22 protein-coding genes are annotated in these 22,358 nt (G+C 34.5%); 6 read left to right on the top strand and 16 right to left on the bottom strand.

Annotated elements, in window-relative coordinates:
• The first annotated feature begins 64 nt into the window (after positions 1–64).
• Positions 65–1,561, top strand: a complete 1,497-nt coding sequence (locus IGJ02_RS02745) for a helix-turn-helix domain-containing protein (RefSeq protein ID WP_430603195.1) — start codon at positions 65–67, stop codon at positions 1,559–1,561.
• Positions 1,562–1,658: 97 nt separating this feature from the next.
• On the opposite strand, the gene IGJ02_RS02740 is transcribed toward IGJ02_RS02745, so the two are convergent.
• From IGJ02_RS02740 to IGJ02_RS02725, 4 genes are read right to left on the bottom strand one after another with little or no spacing between them, the layout of a single operon-like run.
• Positions 1,659–2,480: a MetQ/NlpA family ABC transporter substrate-binding protein gene (locus IGJ02_RS02740; RefSeq protein WP_430603194.1), complete on the bottom strand. Its 822-nt coding sequence runs from the start codon at positions 2,478–2,480 to the stop codon at positions 1,659–1,661.
• A 17-nt stretch (positions 2,481–2,497) separates the two neighbouring features.
• On the bottom strand, positions 2,498–3,172 hold the full coding sequence (locus IGJ02_RS02735) for a methionine ABC transporter permease (RefSeq protein WP_430603192.1): 675 nt from the start codon (positions 3,170–3,172) through the stop codon (positions 2,498–2,500).
• Positions 3,169–3,900, bottom strand: coding sequence for a methionine ABC transporter ATP-binding protein (locus IGJ02_RS02730; RefSeq protein ID WP_010761600.1), 732 nt, complete (start codon positions 3,898–3,900; stop codon positions 3,169–3,171). Before IGJ02_RS02730 ends, IGJ02_RS02735 begins: the two co-directional genes overlap by 4 nt.
• A 15-nt stretch (positions 3,901–3,915) precedes the next feature.
• Positions 3,916–4,929 carry a lipoate--protein ligase gene (locus IGJ02_RS02725; protein WP_430603190.1) on the bottom strand — a complete coding sequence of 338 codons (1,014 nt, stop codon included), beginning with the start codon at positions 4,927–4,929 and terminating at the stop codon, positions 3,916–3,918.
• 534 nt (positions 4,930–5,463) lie between these two features.
• Here IGJ02_RS02725 and IGJ02_RS02720 point away from each other — a divergent pair.
• Positions 5,464–5,919: a 4'-phosphopantetheinyl transferase family protein gene (locus IGJ02_RS02720; protein ID WP_430604062.1), complete on the top strand. Its 456-nt coding sequence runs from the start codon at positions 5,464–5,466 to the stop codon at positions 5,917–5,919.
• Between the two features lie 116 nt (positions 5,920–6,035).
• On the opposite strand, the gene IGJ02_RS02715 is transcribed toward IGJ02_RS02720, so the two are convergent.
• The 5 genes from IGJ02_RS02715 to IGJ02_RS02695 all read right to left on the bottom strand — a co-directional run bounded on the left by IGJ02_RS02715 (position 6,036) and on the right by IGJ02_RS02695 (position 9,299).
• Positions 6,036–7,277: an MFS transporter gene (locus tag IGJ02_RS02715; protein ID WP_430603189.1), complete on the bottom strand. Its 1,242-nt coding sequence runs from the start codon at positions 7,275–7,277 to the stop codon at positions 6,036–6,038.
• A 51-nt stretch (positions 7,278–7,328) separates the two neighbouring features.
• A complete protein-coding gene (locus tag IGJ02_RS02710) occupies positions 7,329–7,532 on the bottom strand; it encodes a hypothetical protein (protein ID WP_430603188.1) in 204 nt (67 codons plus the stop codon).
• Positions 7,533–7,553: 21 nt separating this feature from the next.
• Positions 7,554–7,781, bottom strand: coding sequence for a hypothetical protein (locus tag IGJ02_RS02705; protein ID WP_430603187.1), 228 nt, complete (start codon positions 7,779–7,781; stop codon positions 7,554–7,556).
• Positions 7,782–7,902: 121 nt separating this feature from the next.
• Positions 7,903–8,589 (bottom strand): ABC transporter permease, encoded by a 687-nt coding sequence (locus IGJ02_RS02700; protein ID WP_430603186.1) that lies wholly within the window; start codon positions 8,587–8,589, stop codon positions 7,903–7,905.
• Positions 8,586–9,299 carry an ABC transporter ATP-binding protein gene (locus IGJ02_RS02695; protein ID WP_430604061.1) on the bottom strand — a complete coding sequence of 238 codons (714 nt, stop codon included), beginning with the start codon at positions 9,297–9,299 and terminating at the stop codon, positions 8,586–8,588. Before IGJ02_RS02695 ends, IGJ02_RS02700 begins: the two co-directional genes overlap by 4 nt.
• Positions 9,300–9,545: 246 nt before the next feature.
• On the opposite strand from IGJ02_RS02695, the gene IGJ02_RS02690 reads away from it, so the two are divergent.
• Positions 9,546–10,133, top strand: coding sequence for a TetR/AcrR family transcriptional regulator (locus tag IGJ02_RS02690; RefSeq protein ID WP_430603185.1), 588 nt, complete (start codon positions 9,546–9,548; stop codon positions 10,131–10,133).
• Positions 10,134–10,155: 22 nt separating this feature from the next.
• Positions 10,156–10,392 (top strand): hypothetical protein, encoded by a 237-nt coding sequence (locus IGJ02_RS02685; RefSeq protein ID WP_010761613.1) that lies wholly within the window; start codon positions 10,156–10,158, stop codon positions 10,390–10,392.
• An 89-nt stretch (positions 10,393–10,481) separates the two neighbouring features.
• Here the strand turns inward: IGJ02_RS02685 and IGJ02_RS02680 are convergent, their stop codons facing one another.
• The 4 genes from IGJ02_RS02680 to IGJ02_RS02665 form a co-directional block, all read right to left on the bottom strand.
• Positions 10,482–11,909, bottom strand: a complete 1,428-nt coding sequence (locus IGJ02_RS02680) for a family 1 glycosylhydrolase (protein ID WP_010761614.1) — start codon at positions 11,907–11,909, stop codon at positions 10,482–10,484.
• Positions 11,910–12,006: 97 nt separating this feature from the next.
• Positions 12,007–13,866 carry a beta-glucoside-specific PTS transporter subunit IIABC gene (locus IGJ02_RS02675; RefSeq protein ID WP_430603183.1) on the bottom strand — a complete coding sequence of 620 codons (1,860 nt, stop codon included), beginning with the start codon at positions 13,864–13,866 and terminating at the stop codon, positions 12,007–12,009.
• A 4-nt stretch (positions 13,867–13,870) separates the two neighbouring features.
• Positions 13,871–14,719 (bottom strand): PRD domain-containing protein, encoded by an 849-nt coding sequence (locus tag IGJ02_RS02670; protein WP_010761616.1) that lies wholly within the window; start codon positions 14,717–14,719, stop codon positions 13,871–13,873.
• Between the two features lie 201 nt (positions 14,720–14,920).
• On the bottom strand, positions 14,921–16,369 hold the full coding sequence (locus IGJ02_RS02665) for a glycoside hydrolase family 1 protein (RefSeq protein WP_430603181.1): 1,449 nt from the start codon (positions 16,367–16,369) through the stop codon (positions 14,921–14,923).
• Positions 16,370–16,532: 163 nt separating this feature from the next.
• On the opposite strand from IGJ02_RS02665, the gene IGJ02_RS02660 reads away from it, so the two are divergent.
• Together IGJ02_RS02660 and IGJ02_RS02655 are read left to right on the top strand one after the other, a co-directional pair.
• On the top strand, positions 16,533–17,330 hold the full coding sequence (locus tag IGJ02_RS02660; protein WP_430603180.1) for a MurR/RpiR family transcriptional regulator: 798 nt from the start codon (positions 16,533–16,535) through the stop codon (positions 17,328–17,330).
• Positions 17,331–17,371: 41 nt separating this feature from the next.
• Complete coding sequence (locus IGJ02_RS02655) at positions 17,372–17,974, top strand: hypothetical protein (protein WP_430603178.1); 603 nt, start codon at positions 17,372–17,374, stop codon at positions 17,972–17,974.
• A 47-nt stretch (positions 17,975–18,021) separates the two neighbouring features.
• Here IGJ02_RS02655 and IGJ02_RS02650 read toward each other — a convergent pair whose 3' ends face one another.
• The 3 genes from IGJ02_RS02650 to IGJ02_RS02640 all read right to left on the bottom strand — a co-directional run bounded on the left by IGJ02_RS02650 (position 18,022) and on the right by IGJ02_RS02640 (position 22,351).
• Positions 18,022–20,316, bottom strand: a complete 2,295-nt coding sequence (locus tag IGJ02_RS02650) for a glycosyl hydrolase family 18 protein (RefSeq protein WP_430603177.1) — start codon at positions 20,314–20,316, stop codon at positions 18,022–18,024.
• 319 nt (positions 20,317–20,635) lie between these two features.
• The gene (locus tag IGJ02_RS02645; RefSeq protein ID WP_430603176.1) at positions 20,636–21,385 is read right to left on the bottom strand and encodes a hypothetical protein; all 750 of its coding nucleotides are present in this window, start codon (positions 21,383–21,385) and stop codon (positions 20,636–20,638) included.
• 18 nt (positions 21,386–21,403) lie between these two features.
• A complete protein-coding gene (locus IGJ02_RS02640; RefSeq protein WP_430603174.1) occupies positions 21,404–22,351 on the bottom strand; it encodes a DUF5067 domain-containing protein in 948 nt (315 codons plus the stop codon).
• Positions 22,352–22,358: the final 7 nt, after the last annotated feature.

The raw sequence follows: 22,358 nt of genomic DNA, 5'->3' as shown, positions 1-22,358 counted from the left end.
TATCGTATATTTTTATTGATTATTTTAAAATAAGTATTATGATTCACAAAGGAGGTGGTATCCTGTGAAAAATTTTTTTATGAAAAAAAGTGATAAACAAAAATTCGAACTTTTCAAATTAATTGTGTTTAGTAAAAATGGGGTCTCTGTCAATACACTTGCAGAGAAATCTGAGTTGTCCTTAAATTTGATTTATCGAAAGCTTAAAGAGCTCAATGACGACTTGACAGAAATTTTTTCTCCCGAAGATGTTTGTATAATCAAAAATGATATTTTTCTGTCTGTTTTGATCGATAATTGTACAAATATAAGCTTGGTTATTGATTCAGTAAGGCTCTTTTATATACAGCAATCCCATGAATATTTGATTTTCCATTCTGTTTTCTCAAACTATTTCTACAGTGTTGAAGCACTTTCTCAGGAGATTAACCTAAGTGTTGCTCAAACTTATAAAAGCCTCAATACCATCAATAAAGCTCTGGGTTATTTTGATGTCAAACTTATTTTTAATGATGATAATTTACAATCAAATTTCCAGGGCTCAGAGATAAATATTCGATTATTTTTATTTTATTATTACTGGTCTGTTTTCAAAGGGGTGGTTTGGCCATTTAGAAAATCTTTGAGCTATCTTCAAGATATTGATGTCGCTATCTATGATGTTTCGGAGTCACAAAGAGGGCGCTTAAAGTATTTCCAAACCTTATCTATTTGGAGAATTCTTTATAGGAATAAGTTGGTAGACATTGCACCTGATTTTTTAGCAGTAATTCAGTTACTCAATTCCATTCATCCAATTAAATTTTCTGTTGGCCTAAATATTCCTGAGGAAGCTCTAATTCAAGAAGAATGCTATTTTGGTTTTCTATGTCGACTTTTTATCTACAATAGCGATACGCATGCTCAAAAACTAGAAACAGCTACTGCCTTTATCCAGTCTGATTTACCAATTTCAAAGAGTTGCACGTTTATTTTGGATAGAGTTTATGCAGCTTATGCTATTGAACCTAAGCATGAGGATTATCTTTTTGCTTATTATTCACTATTGCTTGCTTTGACCTCTATTACGTACTTATCTATCGATAATACTGATTTGTTTGAAAATGACCAAAATATTTCAAAATTAGGGACTGACTATGCTGATTTCCCACAAATGGAAGTCGAGCTTTCAGAACTTGCACAGCAATTATTTTCAGAAGCACCTTATCTCAGTGAATTAAAATCAAAAGGCTTTTTCACATATATGGTTTATTTATTTTATTTCTTTATAGACAACTCTAAACAATCGCAAAAGTTAAAAATTTTTATTCAATACTCTAAAAATCATATTACCGTAGCTGAAATAAAAAGAAGTCTCGCCAGTTTCTTTAGCTCGGAATCAATTGCCTTTGTCGATGATCCTCACCGATCCGATATTTTGATTTCAGACTGTTATGAAAGAGATTGTCCTAATGAAAATTTCTTTTATTTTGATAACCCTGTGAATACAAATGAATGGCAGGCATTGATCAGCTTTATTAGTACCAAGCTTTACAAGAATGTTTTCTACAAACAATTATAATCACTATATAAATTTGATTCTAACTCTCTCTACTCTTAAAGGAAAAACAACGCAAGGGACAATCTTAATCCTGTCCCTTGCGTTGTTTTTCGTTTTTTTAAAATGCTGGAGTCAACGTTTCACTGTATTTCGTTTCTAGTAATTCTTTGACTTTATCACTTGTCATCGCTTTTTTCAACGCTTTAATTTTATCTGAATCTTTGTTATCTTCTCTGGCAACCAGGCTGATTGCAAAACGATCATCCACTTTCTTCTCCAATAAAATCGCATCTTTGGGTGTCAAACCAACTTTCGCAATATATGTGGGGTAATTGTAGACCATTGCTATATCTTTTTCATTATACGCTTCCGCTAAGTTTAATAAGTCGACAGATACCCAATCAAATTTTTTCGGATTCTCTATGATATCTTTGATTGTCCCATTAAATCCTACGCCTTCTTTTAATTTGATCAAACCAGCTTCATTTAAAATAGCTAATGCACGACCTTCATTAGAAACATCACTTGGCAATGCGATTTTCGCCCCTTCTGGAAGATCTTTTATATCTTTAAACTCTTTAGAATAAAAACCAACTTTTGCATTATAAATTTTTTGTACAACTACTAAATTACCGTCTTTTTCTTCATTAAACTTTTGCATAAATGGCTCATGTTGAGCAAAGTTTGCATCGATTTCTTTAGCATTCAATAATTCATTGTATTGAATATTATCATTGACTTGAACTAGTTCTACTTTGTAGCCAGGTTCAATTTCTTTTCCCGCTAACTCAACTACTTCGACCGTTGATGGGATGTGTGAAGCAACTTTGATGATTTTATCTTCTTTTTTCTTTGTATCCGCAGCTTTTTTCTGACCACCGCATCCAACAACTGCTACCCCTGCCAACACTAACATACTGATCAATAATTTTTTTTTCATGATTTTGCCCCTAACTATTATTTTTTATTTATTTTTTTAGCAAACCAACTACCACTAATTTGAATAACACTGACAAAGATGATCATAAGCACAATTGCCGTATACATTACTGCATACTCATAACGTTGATACCCATAACGCAATGCAAAATCTCCGATTCCACCGCCGCCGATCACACCCATCACGGTTGAGTAAGAAACCATGCTGATTACGACTGATGTCAACGCCAAAACTAAACCCGAACGTGCTTCCACATAAAGAAAACGGCTGATCAACTGTAACTTGGTACTACCTAAAGATTGAGCAAGCTCTAAAATATCGTTGGGTATTTCTAAAAGGACTTGTTCCACAAGTCTAGCGTATATTGCGACTGCTACAAAACTTAACGGTAAAGACGCTGCATACGTCCCAAATGCAGTTCCTAATACAAGTCGCGTAAAAGGAATAAGCGCAACCACAAACAATAAAAAAGGAAACGAACGAACAATATTAATATAAGCATTTAAGAAAATACCTATCCAGTGATTGGATTTAGTCGGCATTTTTTTTGTTAAGTAAACAAACGTTCCAAGAGGTAAGCCAATTACCACAGCCGCAATGATTGAAATCAGAATCATGATGCCACTTTCAGATAAAGATTTCGTAAGTTCTGGAAGGTAATAACTAATTTTCTCTATATAAGCTGTCATCATCCTAAACTCTCCCGAATTCTTTCATAATAGGTGCTAAACTGTGGTTGCTGCTGGCCTTGTTGAATTGTTAGTGTTTCTAGCACCTTTCCTTTTTCTAAAACTGCAGTTCGGTTACACAATTGCTTGATCAAATTTAATTCGTGGCTAACAATGACCATCGTTGTCCCAAAGGTTTGATTGATTCTGCGCAATAATGTCAAAATGTCGTACGCATTTTGACCATCTAAAGCAGATGTCGGTTCATCACAGAGTAAAATCTTGGGTTGTGTGATCAGGGCTCTGGCAATGCCCACACGTTGTTTTTCGCCCCCACTAAGCTGTCTAGGATACTGCTCCCCTTTGTCTGTCAAACGTACAAAATCCAAAACCTCTTGAACTTTTTGGCGATCATACTCTTTATTCAACCGTAAAGGCAGCCCGATATTTTCATTGACTGTTTGGTTGTAAAGTAAATTAAATTGCTGAAAAATCATACCGATTTGTTTACGACTTTGCCTTTTTTGTGACTCACTTAACGTCATCAAATCAATTCCAGCGACTTTTATAGAACCACTGCTAGGTTGTTCTAATGTATTGATCATTCGTAATAATGTTGATTTTCCAGAACCACTTTCTCCAATCACACCAAATAACTCGTGCTCTTGAATTTGTAGATCAACATGATCTAATGCTGTGACAGTTGCGCCATTATGAGTGTAGCTCTTTGAAACTTGATTAAACGTAATCATCTTATTTCCTCCACCTTAGTCAACCAACAACTGAATAAACTCAGCTTTAGAAACATTGTTAAAATAATCCCCCACTGAAGTTTCAGCCAACGCTTGTTTAATTGATTCCTGATCATACTTACAGCCAAGCAACAAGTCTGTGATTTCCTTCGTATCTTTTTGGCTAAAATAATCACCATAGATTGTGATTGCTGAGATTAGGCCTTTCTCTACAGAAATATTCGCTTCTATTAATCCGCCTGTAAATTTTTCTTCTCTTTTGATTGTAAACTTCGGTTCCTCACCAAATACCCAAGCATCATTTCCATAAATTTCTGATACTAATTGATCGATTGCTTGCTCATCTTCTTTTGTTAGCTGATATTCCTGTGATTTGATTTCTTCCAACCTTGTGGCCTTAAACAAATGTAGCAATAAACGATCACGAAATGCTTCCGTGGAAATTTCTTGGTATTCTTTCGCTAAATATGGTTTAAGATTAGTTACTCGGCTTCTGACTGACTTCGTCCCTTTTGATGCTAGTTTTTTTTCAGAAACAGTCAATACTCGACTGACTTCATCCAAATCAACATCCAGCATCAATGTACCATGTGAATACATTTTTTTATTTTTCGTATACATAGCATTGCCTGAGAATTTTTTCCCATCGATCAATAAATCATTACGGCCACTGATTTCAGCCCCTAGTGCACCCATTTCGTGTAACGCATCAATGATCGGCTGAGTAAATAGTTTAAAATTGCCAAATGATTCGTGCTCTGCATTCACAACAAAACTAAAACTCAAATTTCCTAAATCATCATACACTGCTCCGCCACCAGATAACCTTCTAGTAATCGTGATTTCGTGTTCTTTTGCGTAAGTCAAATCAACTTCTGCCCTTACATTCTGATTGCGCCCAACGATGACACATGGTTTTTGAATATAAAATAATACCAGTGGATCATCAAAAGTTCGCTGATTTAGCAGATATTGTTCCGTCGCTAAATTCCGACGGATATCGTGAGAGGGCATAATCATATAGTACATTTTATTCCTCTTTTCCTATTGTCTATCTCTTACATAAAAGTGCTTTCAATATAAACGGTAAAAAACTTTCTGATAATTCTAATAACAGGTTCAGTCTATCATTCCTAACTATAATATTACATATATTTGCTCAAAAAAGCTTTATATTATAAGGAAAAACGATATTTTATATAACAGAAATTTCAATTTAGAACAGATTTTAGTACACAAAAAAGTAATTTACTAGCTAAAAAAATAGGAGAGAGCTTGGAACGTAAATCCCAAACTCATCTAAAAATGTATTATTTGTCATATATTAATAAAAAAATTAAGAAATAGATAAAATGAATCTTACTTATATCAAATTATAAAATACGCCTACGATGTTTTAAACATTCTATTCATCACGATGACTGAGGTATCTATGCTATTTACACATTTATTAAAACTAGACCATTCGCTCACATCTGGCATTCTTTTACGTTCTATGTTATTCAATTATTATCGATTGAAGCCTACTGAATTAGTTTTTTCAGCGTCTAAACATGGCAAGCCATTTTTAGCTTCTCATCCAGATATTTTTTTAATTTAACTCATTCTGAGGACTATGTTTGCTGTTCCGTAAGTAACGCTCCTGTTGGCATTGACATTGAGCAAATGAAACCAATTGATATTCTGGGCATAGCTAGTTTCTTTTCTGTTTCTGAACAAGAATACATCCATTCAAAAAAAACTGAAGCAAAACAATTAGAGGCAGTTTATTCCATTTGGACATTAAAAGAAGCTTTTAGTAAACAAATTGGTCTGGGTCTGTCCGTTCCCTTGGATACGTATCAATTTATTTTAAATGACGAAAAAATTTTACTCTCAACACAAATAAAAAATGATGCTCAATTTTACTCTCGCACCATTGATAATCACTATAAATTTGCTCTTTGCTCATCGATTCTTTCAAAAAATATTCAAAAACAGTTAACACTTACTGAGCTCGTTACAAAAGTCCACTTTTAAATAAAAATAGATTGAGTGACAACTTCTTTAAGTTATCACTCAATCCCCTATAATTATCACAAGTACTGAAATTAACATTCTTACATAAGTCTGTAACTCGATTCTTGCTCTATATTTTACTGATTAAAATTTTCAAACGAATTCTTCGAAAAATAACTCACTAGTAGCATAACGAATCCTGTAAATAAAAACAAAATATAAACTGAATTCGAAAAAATATCGAATAAAAGTCCATATACAGCTTGAGAGAGCGGCTGTGCACATAAGCTTAACGTTGTTACATAAGACATTACTTTTCCAACTAATTGAACAGGTGTATTCGCTTGGATATTTGAAACCACGAAAATTGAAAAAAGCGTAAACAAGGCTTGTAGCAACATGATCGTCAGGGTAAACAAAACAAAAGTTACTGTATCAGGCATGTTGATCATAAAAATAACGCCCATAAGCAGAACCAAAAGACTAGATAATCCAACAATCAAATAGCTATTTTTCATATTCAGTTTTTTTGAAAATACCCCGACCATAATAGCGCCTCCGATTCCTGCCAAAGAAATCAACCCTTGATTGATTCCTAAATACTGGCTGTTAAGACCTAAAACGATCCTAATAATATAAGGAATACCAACAAATAACAAACCTGAGATAAAGAAACTGATCGCACCTAAAAGAATGATTATTTTTATTATAGCTGGCTCTTCTTTTCTAATGAACATCCAGCTTTCTTTCAAGTCTTTGATAACAGTTGCGATTGCTCCATTTTCAAATTTAACTATTAAAATCGGTATTTTAATAAAACACTCAATGCAGGCAGCACCAAAAAATAAAATAAAACAAATAATAAAAATCCATTCGATTTTCACTAGGCTATATAGAAATCCTGCAAGAATAGGTCCAACAAAATTTGCAAACAGCTGGATTTGATTAACCACTGAGTTTGCTTTTAATAAATTATCTTCTTTGAATAGTAATGGCATACTAGATTGAACAATGGGTGTTTCAAATGCCGAAACGACTGACATCAATAATAGACACATTGCTACAACAGCTATGTTTGCTCTTGAAACAACAGCCAAATAAACCAAAATAGCAATACAAGCGTACAGACCATCCATGATGACCATCATATTTTTCTTATTGAAATTATCCGCCAAGACACCGCCTATTGGTGAAAGGATAATTGTTGGAATGATTGAGACAGCTAAAAGTGTACCAAATAAAGCAGCTGATTTTGTTAAATCTAATATATAAAGCGACAGAGCAAATTTCATAACAGAATTTGCTAAAACAGAAAGGGTTTGCCCCATTATGATATATCCAAAGTTCTTATTCCAAATCACACGATTTTCAATTTCCATTCTTTTCCTCCTAAATATAAAAGCGCCAATTCCTAGAATGAACACTTTTATTCAACGCTTTTTATTTATTAATAAAAAGTTAGCACCAGCTAAAACACCTGGTATTAGAAAGATAAATGAGATCTTTATACAAAAAAGGCTAATAATCATAATGAGTAAACTAATCAAAGAATACTTGTTTGTTACTTTAGGTAATTTCACTTTGATCCCTAAGCTTTGACCAATATTTTCAAAAAAACGAGTCATCTGATCCATTTAAAAACATTCCTTTCTCTCCTATAATAAACTGGTTAGTAATTGCGCTCCCTGTGCTAAAACAATAACAACGCCTCCCCAAATCAAGACCTTAGAAACATTTTTATTTTTACTCTTATTTCTTTTCCCTAAAATCAACCCCATAATAAGCAACACAATCCCCAAGATAATCGTTCCGCTCCACACATAGATTAAAACTGATTGATCAGGAATTTTGATAAATGAATTGTCTAAAATTTTGTTTGGCATAATTATATTCTCCTCAATATAAAAGCGTAGCAGGCTTATTTATCTGAAACTACTATTTAAGTAGTGATTACTTAGTTTGGTCGAAGCAAACCGTAATGCTAGCCTGCTAAGCTAAATTTTTTTAAATTTCTTTGACTAACATTGAACGGTAAGTCACGATCATCAAGATCACACTGACTGCACCTAAAAATAATGAAACGATAGGAATTCCTAATAGCCCTGCAGGTGTGGCTTGTGAATTAGAGCCGATTACTACAATAACTAATGATGAAACAACTGTTGCAATAACTGAAACATTCTTCATCCCAATAAATAAAGGTAAAAAACCCAGACAACTATTTGAAAGAAGTACGATGATCAAAGACCATATACTTTCTTGAACAAATGTAACGAATGTAAGTCGTTGGCTCAATAAATAAATGCTAACTTCCTGAAATAGTGTTGAGAATACCGCAAATGCTACAGTTAACAGAAAAATAAGTAAAAATTTAGTTAGAATCAGCTGGTTTTTCCCGTATGGATAAGTAAACAAAACTGTGATCGTTTTGGTTTTGTATTCTTCAATGATGATTTGAACAATTAAAATCGCTTGCCACACAATTAAAATAGCTCGTGTAATCAGTAAGGCTAACTCGGAAGTCCCTAGTTGAACTGCTATACCTGCCGAATTGGCTTCACTTGTTGGGTCAGCTAATAGACTTGCTGTGAAAATAGATAACAACAACACAACGATATTCATCACAATTAGTGAAATGATCTGGTTTTTTAAATTGATTTTTTTTAATTCATTTTTCAATAGCTTCGTCATACACTCACCTTTTCTTTAACTAAGGATAGGTAGTACTCTTCAATATCCAGCTCCAGCTCTTCTAGCCTATTTTTACTAATTTCTTTGATCAGTTTCCCTTTAGAAACGATACCTATCATATCAGCTATTTTGAATACTTCAATCAGAATATGACTAGAAATCAAGACTGTCGTCCCATATGTTTGATTAATCGATAAAATCAACTTTCTAAAATCAATAATACCTTCCGGGTCTAGCCCATTTATCGGCTCGTCCAAGATTAATAATTCAGGCTCGTTCAAAAGCGCTCTGCCCAGACCTAATCGTTGCTTCATGCCTAATGATAGTTGATCGATCCTTTTTTCTTTCTCATTGAACAATCCGACATCTTGTAGTACTTTGTCTATATTATTTTTAAATTGTTCGCCCATATAATCGCAATGAAGGAGTAAATTTTCTTCCACAGTCATATTTTCGTAGAAAACAGGCGTTTCAATAATACTACCTACTTTTTTGTATTGTTCTACAGACTGGGGCATTTTTTCATTGAAAAGATATATTTCTCCACTTTGAGGTTTTACAAGATCAAAAATGGCTTTGATGATTGTCGTCTTTCCAGCGCCATTAGCACCTAATAATCCATAGATCATCCCTTTTTTCAATGAAAGAGATACGTTGTCTAAAACAAGCTGCTCTCCAAATGCTTTCCTCAAATTTTTAATTTCTAACACATTATCCAATAACAATTTCACTCATTTCTTTTTTGAATATTTATCTATGAATATTCATAACTTCATATTCACATAATAATGCTTACAATTATTTCTGTCAAGTGTTTATAATATTTTTAGTAACAGATACTAATTTCAAATATTTTTTTGGGTTATATATAGGATAAAAACTTGACAAATTTTTTATTTAATCTACAATTATGAATATTAAGATAAATATATTCAACGTTAGAAAGTAGGCTACTAATGAAGACAGGCACTAAGGGATTTTCGGAAGAAAAAAGAGCAGAATTAAGAAATACTCTATGTATGGAATGCGAAAAAAGCTGGGGAACTAACGGCTATAAGAAAACCAATATTGCTGAATTAACGTCCAAAGCTTCTATTTCTACTGGTGCATTTTACTTATTATATGGAACAAAAGAAGATTTATTTGTTGATACATTAGACAGAGTACAAAATCGTTTGAAAACCAATTGGCGTAATATCTTAAATGCAAACCCTTCTAAAAAAGGTTTTGTCGAAGCCATGAAATTTTTATTCAGAGAATACAAAAATTCGCCTTTTCTTTACGATTTCTCAAATCCTGATTTTTTAGCCTTCATTGGTAAATTACCGCCAGATCTCATTACTGAGCTTAAAACGGACAACTGGAAGTTTTTTGAAGAAGCCTTACACATTGCTAATTTAAACCTTAAAGTAAGTGAAAAAAAAGCCTTTGAAATTATCAATACTTTATTAAGTATCATTATTATTCGTGATAGAGTAACAGATGACTTTGAAAGTATTTTTGAATTTATTTTAGACTCTACCATTGATAATGTGATTGAATAACTATATGACTGGAGGAATACTATTGTTAACTGAAATTAATTCTACTTTAAACAAGATCAATGATTCATTGAATGTAAACGTTGCTTTGCCCACACCTAATGACGAACGATTAGCTAAAGCTTCTACTATTAATTTATTATTGGGCACAACAGCAATCTGTTATGGTTTGATGAGTAAAAAGAAAAGTTATTATTTAATGGGTGGACTTTCTGTACTGTCTGCTTGGTTTTTAAAAGAAGAAATAGGTCAAGATAAGTAACTTTTTGTATTTTTACTAGTTATTTATCCGAAAAAAAAAGAGTGGATCAAAACAAACAACATTTTGATCCACTCTTTTTTTTGCTATTTTCAGGCTTTAAATGTGGGGTTATTTTGAATGATTTCTTGATACCAATCAAAGGATTTTTTCTTTTTCCTTTCCAAGGTTCCTGTCTGATCATCATTTTTATCTACATAGATAAAACCATAGCGTTTTTTCATTTCGCCAGTCGTTGCGCTAACTAAATCAATAGGTCCCCACATTAGATATCCAAAACACTCAACATAATCTTCAACGATTGCTTTTTCCATTTGATCCAAATGTTTTTGTACATATTCGATCCTGTAGTCATCTTGAATAGAGCCATCTTCCTCCAACTGATCAAGTGCGCCCAAACCATTCTCAGTAATAATGATCGGCAACCCGTAACGTCTGTAAACATAATTCAATAGATACCTTAACCCTGTTGGATCGATCGCCCAGCCCCACTTACTTTGCTCTAAATAAGGATTTTGGACACCACCGAATAAGGTTTCTTCGTTGTTGTCATCCCCTTCATAATGGGCCACACTGGAAGAATAATAGTTCAAACCGATAAAATCTAATTTTCCTTCTTTAAAAGCTAGTTGATCTGCTTTAGAAACAGTTAAATCGATCCCTTGTGCTTGATATTCTTTCAGTTTATATTCTGGGAATTTCCCCATACACATCGCATCGATCTGATAAAATTCGCGATCAGTTTCTTTCAATGAATTCATGACATTTTGCGGATCACAATTTAAAGGATAGGCCGGTGTCAATCCGAATACACAACCAACTTGATTGGTAGGATCGATCGTACGCGCTAATTTAACAGCCTTCACACTTGCTAACGTCATATTATAGCTAATGGTTGCCAGTGTTTGCTTTTTATTTTCCATTTCCGTATACTTCAACCCTGCAATAATATAAGTAAAAATATCTGAAGCTTCTGTCTGAGGGTCGATGTGATTCATTTCGTTAAAGGTCACCCAATAACGGACTTTTCCTTTTAAGGCTTCAAACATTGTTTGACAATAATTTAAATAAAAATCGATCACCTTTGGATTCGTCCATGAGCCGTATTCTCTGACCAAATGAACTGGCATTTCAAAATGATACAACGTAACGATCGGTTCGATATTATTTTTCAATAGCTCACTAACAACATTTTGGTAAAACTGGATCCCTAATTGATTTGGCTCTTGTTCATCTCCCTTAGGGTAAATCCTCGACCAATCAATTGAAATTCGTAGTGCTTTGAAGCCCATTTCGGCAAACAATGCAATATCTTCTTTGTATCTATGATAAAAATCGATACCGTCATGAGAAGGATAATATTTCCCAGGTTCAATCGTTTGGCAGATTTCACGTGGCGTTTCATACGTACCTTGCGTGACAAGATCCATAATTGCTACACCTTTGCCATCTTGATTCCAAGCGCCTTCGCATTGGTGAGCAGCAATACTTCCACCCCATAAAAATTCATTTTTATTCATTTAAAAACCTCCTTGATCCGTTAGTAAAAAATGGATGCTTCTTTATTATACTAGAAAGAGAACGTGTATGTGTCTGTCCTTTTTGTAGTATTATTTTTTACAGAATAACTGTTAAACACTCATCCGTAGTAAATAAATTTTCTTGAGCTACTGGAATCACATCTAGATAATCCATTGTATTCGTCACGACCACTATCACTGTTGGGTCATAACCATCTTTTTGAATTCCTGCAAAATCAACTGTAGATAACAATTGCCCTTTTTCTATGATCGCGCCTTGTTCTACGATCGTATCAAAATGCTTCCCATCCAGTTCTACGGTATCAATACCAATATGGATCAGCACCTCTACTCCCTCTTCTGTTTTTATCCCAATAGCATGTTTTGTTGGAAATACAGCAGAAACTTCGCCAGAAACTGGCGCAAGGACCTTGTTATCTGTCGGAATGATTCCTAATCCTTTACCTAAAGCACCTGTTGAAAATGCTTGATCATTAATTTCAGCTAAAGGAACTACTTTTCCTTCAACAGCAGAAGATAATGGAACCTTCTTAAATTCAATCGTTTTTTCCAGAACTTCTTCTTTGGGTGCTTCTTTAGCCTGAACTGATTTCTCCTCTTGAGGAATCCCTAAAATATAAGCTGCGACTGCTGCTGTAACAAAACCGATCACAACACTAATAATCATAAAAACTAAGTTAGAAAAATCTTGATTATCCGCATAAGATGGTAACCCCATCAAGCCCCAAACGATAGAATACGTTTTAACATTCATTAATCCTGCAAACAAACCTCCCAGGCCACCACCGATCATAACGGCAATAAAAGGTCTTCTAAATTTAATAAATGCACCATAAATCGCAGGTTCGGTAACCCCCATTAAAGCACTGAAGCTAACTGTTCCAAACAATTGCTTTTGTTTGGAGTCTTTCGCTCTTAAAAAATATCCTAACATGGCACCTGATACTGCTAAATCAGAAATGGTTGCCGCTGCCAAAAAGATCGGATCATACCCCATTTTATTCACAAAATTCAATGCTAACGGCATCATGAAATTCCCTGCACCCAACATAATCAAAAATGGCTGAAAGGCTGCATACAGCATTACCACGATCCAACTGCCAAACGTATTATGAAGTACTTCAAAGAACCAGCCAATACCATCACCGATCCAAATGCCAATTGGTCCAAAAATCAGCAACGTCACAGGCAAACAAATCACCATGATCAACAATGGATTTAAAAAGTACTGTAAAAATTTAGGGACATATTTCTTTAATAAGACTGTTAATTGTCCCATAAACCAAACAGCTAAAATAATTGGTATAAAAGAATTCGCATAAACCATTTGTGGTAGCTGAATACCGAAAATACTTAAACCAGCCACATCATTGATTGAACTTGAAACAAGTGTTGCAGCTAATGCCACTGCTAAATATGGACTAGCTTTTAAACGTTTTGCACAAGACATTGCAATAAAAATTGGTAAAAAGAAGAATACAGCTGAACGGATCGAATCTAATAATTGATACGTTGGACTATCAGCAGAAATCAGTCCTGTGATTGAGAATAAGGATAAAAATCCAGCTAACAATCCAGAGGCAATGATTGGCTCGATCACTGGTGTCATTGTTTCAGAAAGTAGATCCATTGCAGCTTTGAATGGATTTTTTTTCTCTTTGACTTCGTTTTCCTCACCTACATTGGGTGTTAATCCTAGCATACTAATCAATTCAGCGTGAACTTCATTAACATGCGTGCCAATAATAACTTGATACGCCACATTATTAGAAACAACATCGATTACACCATCAAGTGCTTTCAATTCTTCTGTGTTCGCTTTTTCACGGTCCTTTAAGGTAAAACGTAAGCGAGTCATACAATGTACCACTGCTTGGATATTTTCTTTTCCGCCTACTAGACGGATGATTTCTTCATTAAATGATTGATATTTCATTGTCTTATGTCCTCTCTTTTTGACTCCGATTCGTCACTCGATGGATATGGAGCATAAGATAGGTTTCTTCATCGATCGTTAGATCACAGGCGTACTTTTGCTTGATATAGACTCTGATTTTCTGCACGCATTCAAATGAACTGGCATACATCAATTTAATTTGCTCATTTAAAATCGTGTCACTTTCTTCATAACTATTTTTAGCCATGATTCGTTGAATAAAATATTGCAGATGGGTCATCAGTCTCATATAATTCATAGAGCCTTCATCTAATTTGATTTGAAAATGGTACTGAATGATCGATAAGATATCTCTTAAACTTTCCATAGAGCGGATCGTTTCGTCTAGATTATTCTTATCCTCCTGCAGATTGACAAAGTGTAACGCGATCGAAACGGCTTCATCTTCTGGAAATGTCAGTTGAAATTGTTCATTGATCAAGTTCAATGCATACATACCAATGTCAAAATGCTGCGGATAAAATTTCTTTACTTCCCATGTTAGCGGGCTGCGAATAAATTGTCCTTTGGCTGCACGTTTCAATGCAAATTCAATATGATCTAGTAAAGTCAAACTGAGATAATCATTTGATTTTTCACCCAACTTTTCTTCTCCGTAAGCAATAATTTGATTGACTAAAGTAATGTGATTGGCATCAGAATGGGACAACAAATAACTAAAATGCTCTAACATATCATTTGAATCTAGAACATAGGTCTTTTCAATCTCATTTTCGTAGATTACCTGTCCGACTTTTTTTCTAAAGGCCAATCCTTTAGCATAAACAATAACCTCATTGTTTCCACGACTTACAATTGCTACATTGTTGTTTAAAATTTGACTTACTTTCACTTGTTTTACTCCTTTCCAGAAAAAAAACTCAAACTACCTAGGAAAGGACATTCCTAGGTAGTTTGAGTTCTGCCTGCATTATTCAGTAACATACTCTATAAAATGACTGCTTCGCCATTAACGTTTTTTTTCTTATGTTTAGTATAATCGATTGAAATGAAATAAGCAACGCTTACATGAATATATTTCGGGATTATTTTCTTACTCTAAATTGGCTCCATTTGTTTCAATTACTTTTTTATACCAATAGAAAGAATCTTTACGAGAACGATCTAACGTGCCTTTCCCTTCATCATCTAAATCAACGTAAATAAAGCCATAACGTTTTGACATCTCACTAGTACTAGCACTAACTAAATCAATACAGCCCCAAGGAGTATAGCCCATCAAATCTACGCCTTCATCGATGGCTTGTTCCATTTGTTCGATATGACTTCTTAGATAATCAATACGATAACTGTCATGAATACTGCCGTCTGCTTCAACCACATCTTTAGCTCCTAAACCATTTTCCACGATAAACAAAGGAATTTGATAACGATCATATAGCTTATGCAAGGTTACACGAAGTCCAACTGGATCAATTTGCCAACCCCAGTCACTTGCCTCTAGATATGGATTTTTCTTAGAACCAAGCAGATTGCCCCCTGTTGTCTCTCCGTCTTTCTTATGAGAAGCGATACTACTCATATAATAACTGAATGACATAAAATCAACGGTTCCTTCACGTAAAATTTGATCGTCACCCGCTTCTTTTTTGATGGTAATATTATGATCACGGAAAAATTTGTTCATATAGCTTGGATAATAGCCGCGAATTTGGACATCTGAATAGAACAAGTTAGTATGGTCACTATTGACACTTTCCATCACATCTAGCGGATTACACGTTTCAGGATAAGCTTCCATTCTCGCTAGCATACAACCGATTTGTGCATCAGGAATAATTTCATGACATGCTTTGACTGCCAAAGCACTTGCGATAAATTGATGGTGCGCTGCTTGATATTGAGCTTGCAACATGTTTTTCTGTCCATCAGCTAAAATACCACCACTTAAATAGCCAGTCATGCCGATGATATTGATTTCATTAAATGTCAGCCAGTATTTCACTTTATCTTTGTAACGATTGAACAAGACACGAGCATAACGTTCAAAAGCTTCAATCGTGTCGCGACTTTCCCAGCCATTTTGTTTAAACGTTAAACCTAAAGGAAACTCATAATGAGAAATCGTCACTAACGGCTCAATATCATATTTCAAACATTCATCAAAAACTGCATCGTAAAATGCGAGACCGGCTTCGTTTGGCTCTAATTCATCCCCATTTGGAAAAATCCGCGGCCAAGAAATCGATAAACGGAACGTTTTGAAACCCATTTCGGCAAATAATGCGATATCTTCTTTATATCTATGATAAAAATCGATTCCATGTCGTTTAGGATAAACGCCTTCTTTATCGTTCATCGCAAATTCAACATCTGCTTTTGTCGTTGGTCTTAACAGTTCTGCCATACTGATTCCATTTGCTTTGATAAATCTTGCTGTATCAGCCGTTGACCAGCCTTTACCATCTTCTAAAAATGCCCCTTCAAATTGATTAGCTGCTGTTGCGCCGCCCCATAAAAAATTTTGTGGAAATCCACTCATCTTTTTCCATCCTCTCAGTCATTGATTTAGTGTATAATTGACTTAATAAACTTATCTTAACACGAGAAGATGCGAAGTTATTTTTATGTTTCTTGCGTGATTTTCATTATTTACATCCATTTTCATACTTGTGAAAATGAATCATTTTAAAGGAGTTTTTTTGATGCTTGATCTATTTGATTTTCTCCATTATTTAAATACAAATAAACGAGATGCCACCTATTCTCGAATCATCATTTACCTTTTTTCTCATCTCACTGATATTCAGATACTGACCATTACTGAAATCGCTGAGCGCTGCTTTGTCTCGCCAGCAACACTAACACGATTCTGCCGTCACTTTGGGATATCAAGCTTTGCTGCTTTACGGGAATCTTTGGTTTCTTTAGAAACGATGAAAAAACACAGCGGTTTACGAATGAAAGAACACGAATTAACTGATCTAAGAAGTGATCCTAAAAGCTATCTTGCTTCATATGGAACTGAAATTATCACAGCAATAAACGATGTTCAACAAACAATCGATATTGCGCAAGTCGATCAGATATTAGCAGATATCCATGAAGCAAAAGAAGTCATTCTGATTGGCTATAGCTCAACCTTGGAATTAGCAAAAGATCTGCAAACATCTTTTCTACTAAGTCAAAAGCTGATTTTTGTAGGTGAAACAGAGGAAACACAAGAAGCATTTGTTACAGATCTCAGTAAAAAATCAATTGTGATCGTTATTTCATCTTACGGCTCATTACTGAATCGCAGTAGTGAACTAATGAGAAAAATCAGTGATAGTCCAGCTAAATCGATTCTTTTGACCCAACATACACAAAATACACTGACCAATCAATTCGATTTATCTATTAACGTGACTACGACAAACTATGTGCGTATCGGTAATTATCCTTTAACATTTTTTCTGGATTATTTTGCACGACGATATGCAAGTTTGTATCAACAAATTTAGGTAAAATCATGGATACATTACTATAAAAAAGGGAGAAAAATATGGGGTTATTTGATTTTTTTAAACACACCGAACCAAAAAAGAGCATCAATTTAGATAAGGAAGTAGCTAAAATCATCGCAATCTATGAAACGTATCCAGAATTCCCAGTAATGTCGGAAACTCGGAATGTTGATGCCTGGCTAGAATCCATTGCTAACGGTACAGGGAAACTCGTTCCAAAAGAAAGCATGATCCGTAATGAAGATGGTTTACTTCCCGGTGAAGTGATTATTCTCGATTGGGTCAATGGAAAACAGTCCACTACTGAACTGTTTCCAGAATTCTTCGAAATGGAGCTAGGAATTGATCCAGTAGAAACAACCAATGAACTGCTATTTGCTGACTATTTAGATATTTTGAATGATGCTACTGTTATTAATTATTGGTCTTTGTTCCAATTAAATGAGGTATTGAAAGAAAATGGATTGACTAAATGTGATACCAAAGAACAAGCCATCCAATTGATGAGAAAAGAATTTACTACTGATTATATTGTCAATATGGTCGATCCTGGCATTTATATTTTAATGGATAAAGGGCAAAAGATCGTCGAAAAATATGCGGATGTTATTCATGATTATTTAGACACTCCGCCAAAATAAAAAGAAAAGCTGGCCTAATAATGAAGTTAGGCCAACTTTTTTTATTTCTATCCAACTAATTCCCAAGGTCCCCATTGTTCTGTTCCTGGTACGTTGCCTTGAGTCCACCATTTCGCTTTATATGTTTTACCTTTATATGTCACAACATCTCCACCATTATAAGCTTTCGCTGCATCCCATGCATTACTTACAGGAGGAGTTGTACTTTCTTTTGTTTTTACAGCAAGAGTATTACTATCTGCTGAAAGATTTCCAGCAGCGTCATATGCTTTCACTGAGTAGTTGTAAGCAGTATTCGCTTTTAAGTTTGCATCTGTATAGGTTGTTTCAGCAACTGTTCCAACTAATACACCATCACGGTATACTTTATATCCAGCAAGCTTCACGTTGTCAGTAGAAGCTGACCAGCTTAATGCAGCACTATTTTCGGTAACTGTTCCGGCAACTAGATTTGCAGGCGTTGTCGGTGGTGTTGTATCTGTCGGATCTGGATTGACTGCTCCTCCGCCATAAATCGTTTGTTTGCTAAGTTCGGCACCATTTTTGGCAATCCGTTGAGTCAAAGCAATACTGCTGATTCGATTTACATCAACTGTTGCCGCACTAGATTTCAATCTAAAAGTATAGCTTGCCCCTTGTGGAATTTGCTGTGCATCGTAAACCGAAGATAAGTCCACTACCACATTACCATTTTCTACTGTTACGGTTCCAGCTTTATAATCACCTGCTGTCAATGTTTCTGCTGCATTGACTGGGATATATAATTTGGGCAGTTTCACTGTTTCAAAGGCTGCTTCAACTGCTTTTAAAACGTCTCCTGTTTCTCCAGAAGTTTCATTATTTTTGACTGTAATTTCATAGCCAGCACCATTTTCATTATATGGTACAATCGTTGCTTTGACATTTAAGTCTGCATAGACGGTTTTATTTGCTTGTAGAGCAGCTGAACCAAATAAACCTGTTTTGATCGCTTTCGTTAATTCATCACGTTTCGTTGTATCTGTCGCTTTATCTTGTGACTGCATCCATGAAATCACGCCGCCTAATTGGTTATTTTTCACGTATTCTGCTTTATAACTGATTGAACGAGGATTGTCATAGGTATAGAATTCACCCGTTTTTTGATTGTACATATAAGGCGCTTTGGCTACATCATCCCAATATTCTTTTAAGTCAGGTGATTTCACTTTAAGATCTGCGATATTACGATACGGCCAAACACCACCTGCACGGCCACCATCACCCGATTTTAATGGGTTTTTATTATTAGCACCATAGGTTGGTGATAAATCCGCATCTTTATTATTTTTTTCTGCCGCTTGGAACAAACCAGGATGTGCTGAATCTGTTCCAGCTGCTACTTTATTCCACCCACGAGTATAGAAGGCTGCTCCGATCACGATTTTACTTGATGGTGCACCATTTGTCTGTAAATACTTCACTGTTTGATCAACAGAAAAACCACTGGCATAATTAGGATCTGCGGGGTTACCATAAAGTGCACTATGATGCGCACTATTTGGTGTCCAAGCACCATTCATATCATAGGTCATCACATTAGCAAAATCGATTACTTTAAATAATTGCGCAACATCCACACCATTTTTCAAAGTATTTTGTGAAGCAGGTAAAGCAACTGAAAGTTCATATGTTTTTCCTAAATCTTTCCCTTGTTTGTCAATTGCGGTACGAATATCTTGTAACAATGTGATAAAATTTTGTTTGTCAGCTGGTTTGGCATGTGGTGTTCCTTCGTCGTTTGTATTATCCACTTTATCTGGTTCGCGAACAGAAGCAGGATACTCCCAATCCAAATCAACGAAATCCATATTTGTATATTTGATAAATTTAGCAATATTGCTAACAAAATTAGCTCTAGTCGTCGGATTTGCTGCTACATCAGAGAAATCGCCTGATTTAGACCAACCACCGATTGAAATACCAATTTTTAAATTAGGATTTTTGGCCCGAATATCTTGAATAGCATTTAAAACACCCGCACTGGCACTATTCCACTGAACACCCTCTTGCCCAACTGGTGCACCGACTGCGGCATCTTTATCTGTAAATTTCAAATTTCCACTACTGTCAAAATCTAAAAAAGCATAGTTTAAATGCGTCAATTGATCCGCTGGAATATCTTTAGGATAAAAATTATCTTCTCCACCCCAGATTGACCAATCACCATAGTACATAACATTACGGTATTGCGAGGGTTCTGCCGCCTCTACAGCCTTACTTGGTACTAACACAGATAAAGATAAAACCAAACTTGAAACTACGAGCACTAGAGCAGATAAAACGTTCACATTCTTTTTAAACACTTTTTTCACATTTTCCACCTCGTTTTAAGTTTTGTGTGTCGTTTAACCATGTACACTGGATTCTCACTATTTATTCAATGAGAAAAAAACTATTCTTTTAAAATTGCACCTCCTACTAGCCTTTTAAATCTCTCTTATAATAATATAACATTTAGAATGCAAACGCTAACAATATACTTTTATAGATATATTTTTTTATTATTAAAAAAATAATAAAGGTGGAGTAAACTGAAAAAAATCAGCTTACTCCACCTTCTTGATAAGTATAAATAATGATAAAAGAATCTTTTTAAAAAAATTCCTACTTCTATCAAGGCTTATTCATCCAATATATTTTTTAAATACGGTAATCTCTAGCAACAGCATAAATTTCTGTTATTATTCCATTTGCTCCATATTTTACACCAAAGCTCTTTCCAAAAAGACGTTTTTCTTTTGCTTCATCCAAATTGCGATAGAGTATTATTTCCTGATTTATTAATGATTCTTTTGCCTTGGATTCTTCTTCAAATTTTTTCACTAACTTATCTTGATCTGCTAAATCTAACCAACTACCCATATTTTTTAAGGTAGTAATTGCATTCCCTCCATGGAAAATCCCTTCATCCGATGCATTATAGATCACTAATTTTTCACTAGATAGTTTAACTTTTTTTTGAATCGGAATGTAGTTGTATGTCAAATTGATTTCTCCATAAGACAAATACTTTCCAGCTTTGTTTTTGTATTTTACAAAACATGAAAACGCCAATGTATTCTCAGAGCTATATATACTATAGGTGTCTGCTTCTTTTTCGCTTCCTTCGATTGCAAGATCTTCTGCAATTAATTTCTTAGCTGCATTGATATTATCAGGTATTGTCACTTTAAATTTCTTATCCATTAGTTCTTGTGCTTCTTTTTCTGAAATTTTCCTATATTCGAAATCACCGAAGGGCGTTTTACGGTCCTCCCACCAAGCAAATTTTTGCTCACTTTTATCCAGTTTATGATTTGCAGTGGATGCTGGTTGTTGTTCTGTGATTCCATTACAGGCTGTTAAAAACAATAATGGCAATAATAATAATACAATCTTTGCATGTTTCATAATAAACCTGCTTTCTACTTAGTTTTTAATTGGCATAATAATCTCTTTTTGCCCTTTAAATTGCTCCTTATCAAATAAAAAAATAATATTTGACAACGATTGATCATTCAGTTTATAAACTACTGCACTTTCTATCGAATCGTTCTTTCCAATTAACTGCTTACCATTTTCTAGTAAATAGGCTAGATCTTCTGCCTGTGTATGTTCTGTTATTGGACTATTTTCCAATACTTTATCATCCTGTTTGACAGTTACAAGTGTTTCCAATAAGTTTGCGGATTTTTTTACTTCACTCTTATTTTTAAAAACATAACGTACAATTAAAAGATTTTGCTGCTTATTTTCAGAAACAATTTTGTAACCCGTCAAGTCAAATACATAGGAGTCATTTTCAATTTTATTTAATTTTTCTGGAGATTGTTTTGATGTTGTTTCTGTTGTATGTTCTAATTTTAATGTTGCTACTGATTGATCAAATACCGTTGTTCTTCTACTTTCTTGATTATCTTGCGGTGTATAAAAGATATACTCAACTAAATGCTGTTTTTGAAGAATATAATAAGCTGACACCCATACAGGTTTTTGCTTAAATAAATATTTAAATGAAAAACGTAGTGCCGGTTGATTGTCTAACGTTAATTTTTTTGAAGAAGCAGGCTCAACACCAAAAGATTCTTTGACTAATTTTTCCGCTTTTTTCTCTAATGTATTTTTTTTAGGTTCCTCTATACCACGCACACGAATAAACATATAAGAATTACTAGTTGTATCTTGTGCACCGAAAACTGCGGCCTCATTATATTGCTCTTGATAATCCTCTTGTCCATTCCACCCAGTTGGCAAATTGAAGGAATATTCTACGCCTTCTTTTGAAAAATATTCTTTTTTTCCAGACAACTCTTGATGAGCACAGCCAGTCAAAAGAAATAGTAATGCACAAAAAATGATTTCCTTCAATTGCTTCATGTTGCCT

The organism is Enterococcus sp. DIV0724b (assembly GCF_050531475.1).
GTDB classification, from domain to species: domain Bacteria; phylum Bacillota; class Bacilli; order Lactobacillales; family Enterococcaceae; genus Enterococcus_L; species Enterococcus_L haemoperoxidus.
The sequence above is the reverse complement of the archived record's forward strand: the minus strand, read 5'-3'. Positions and strand labels throughout refer to the sequence as shown.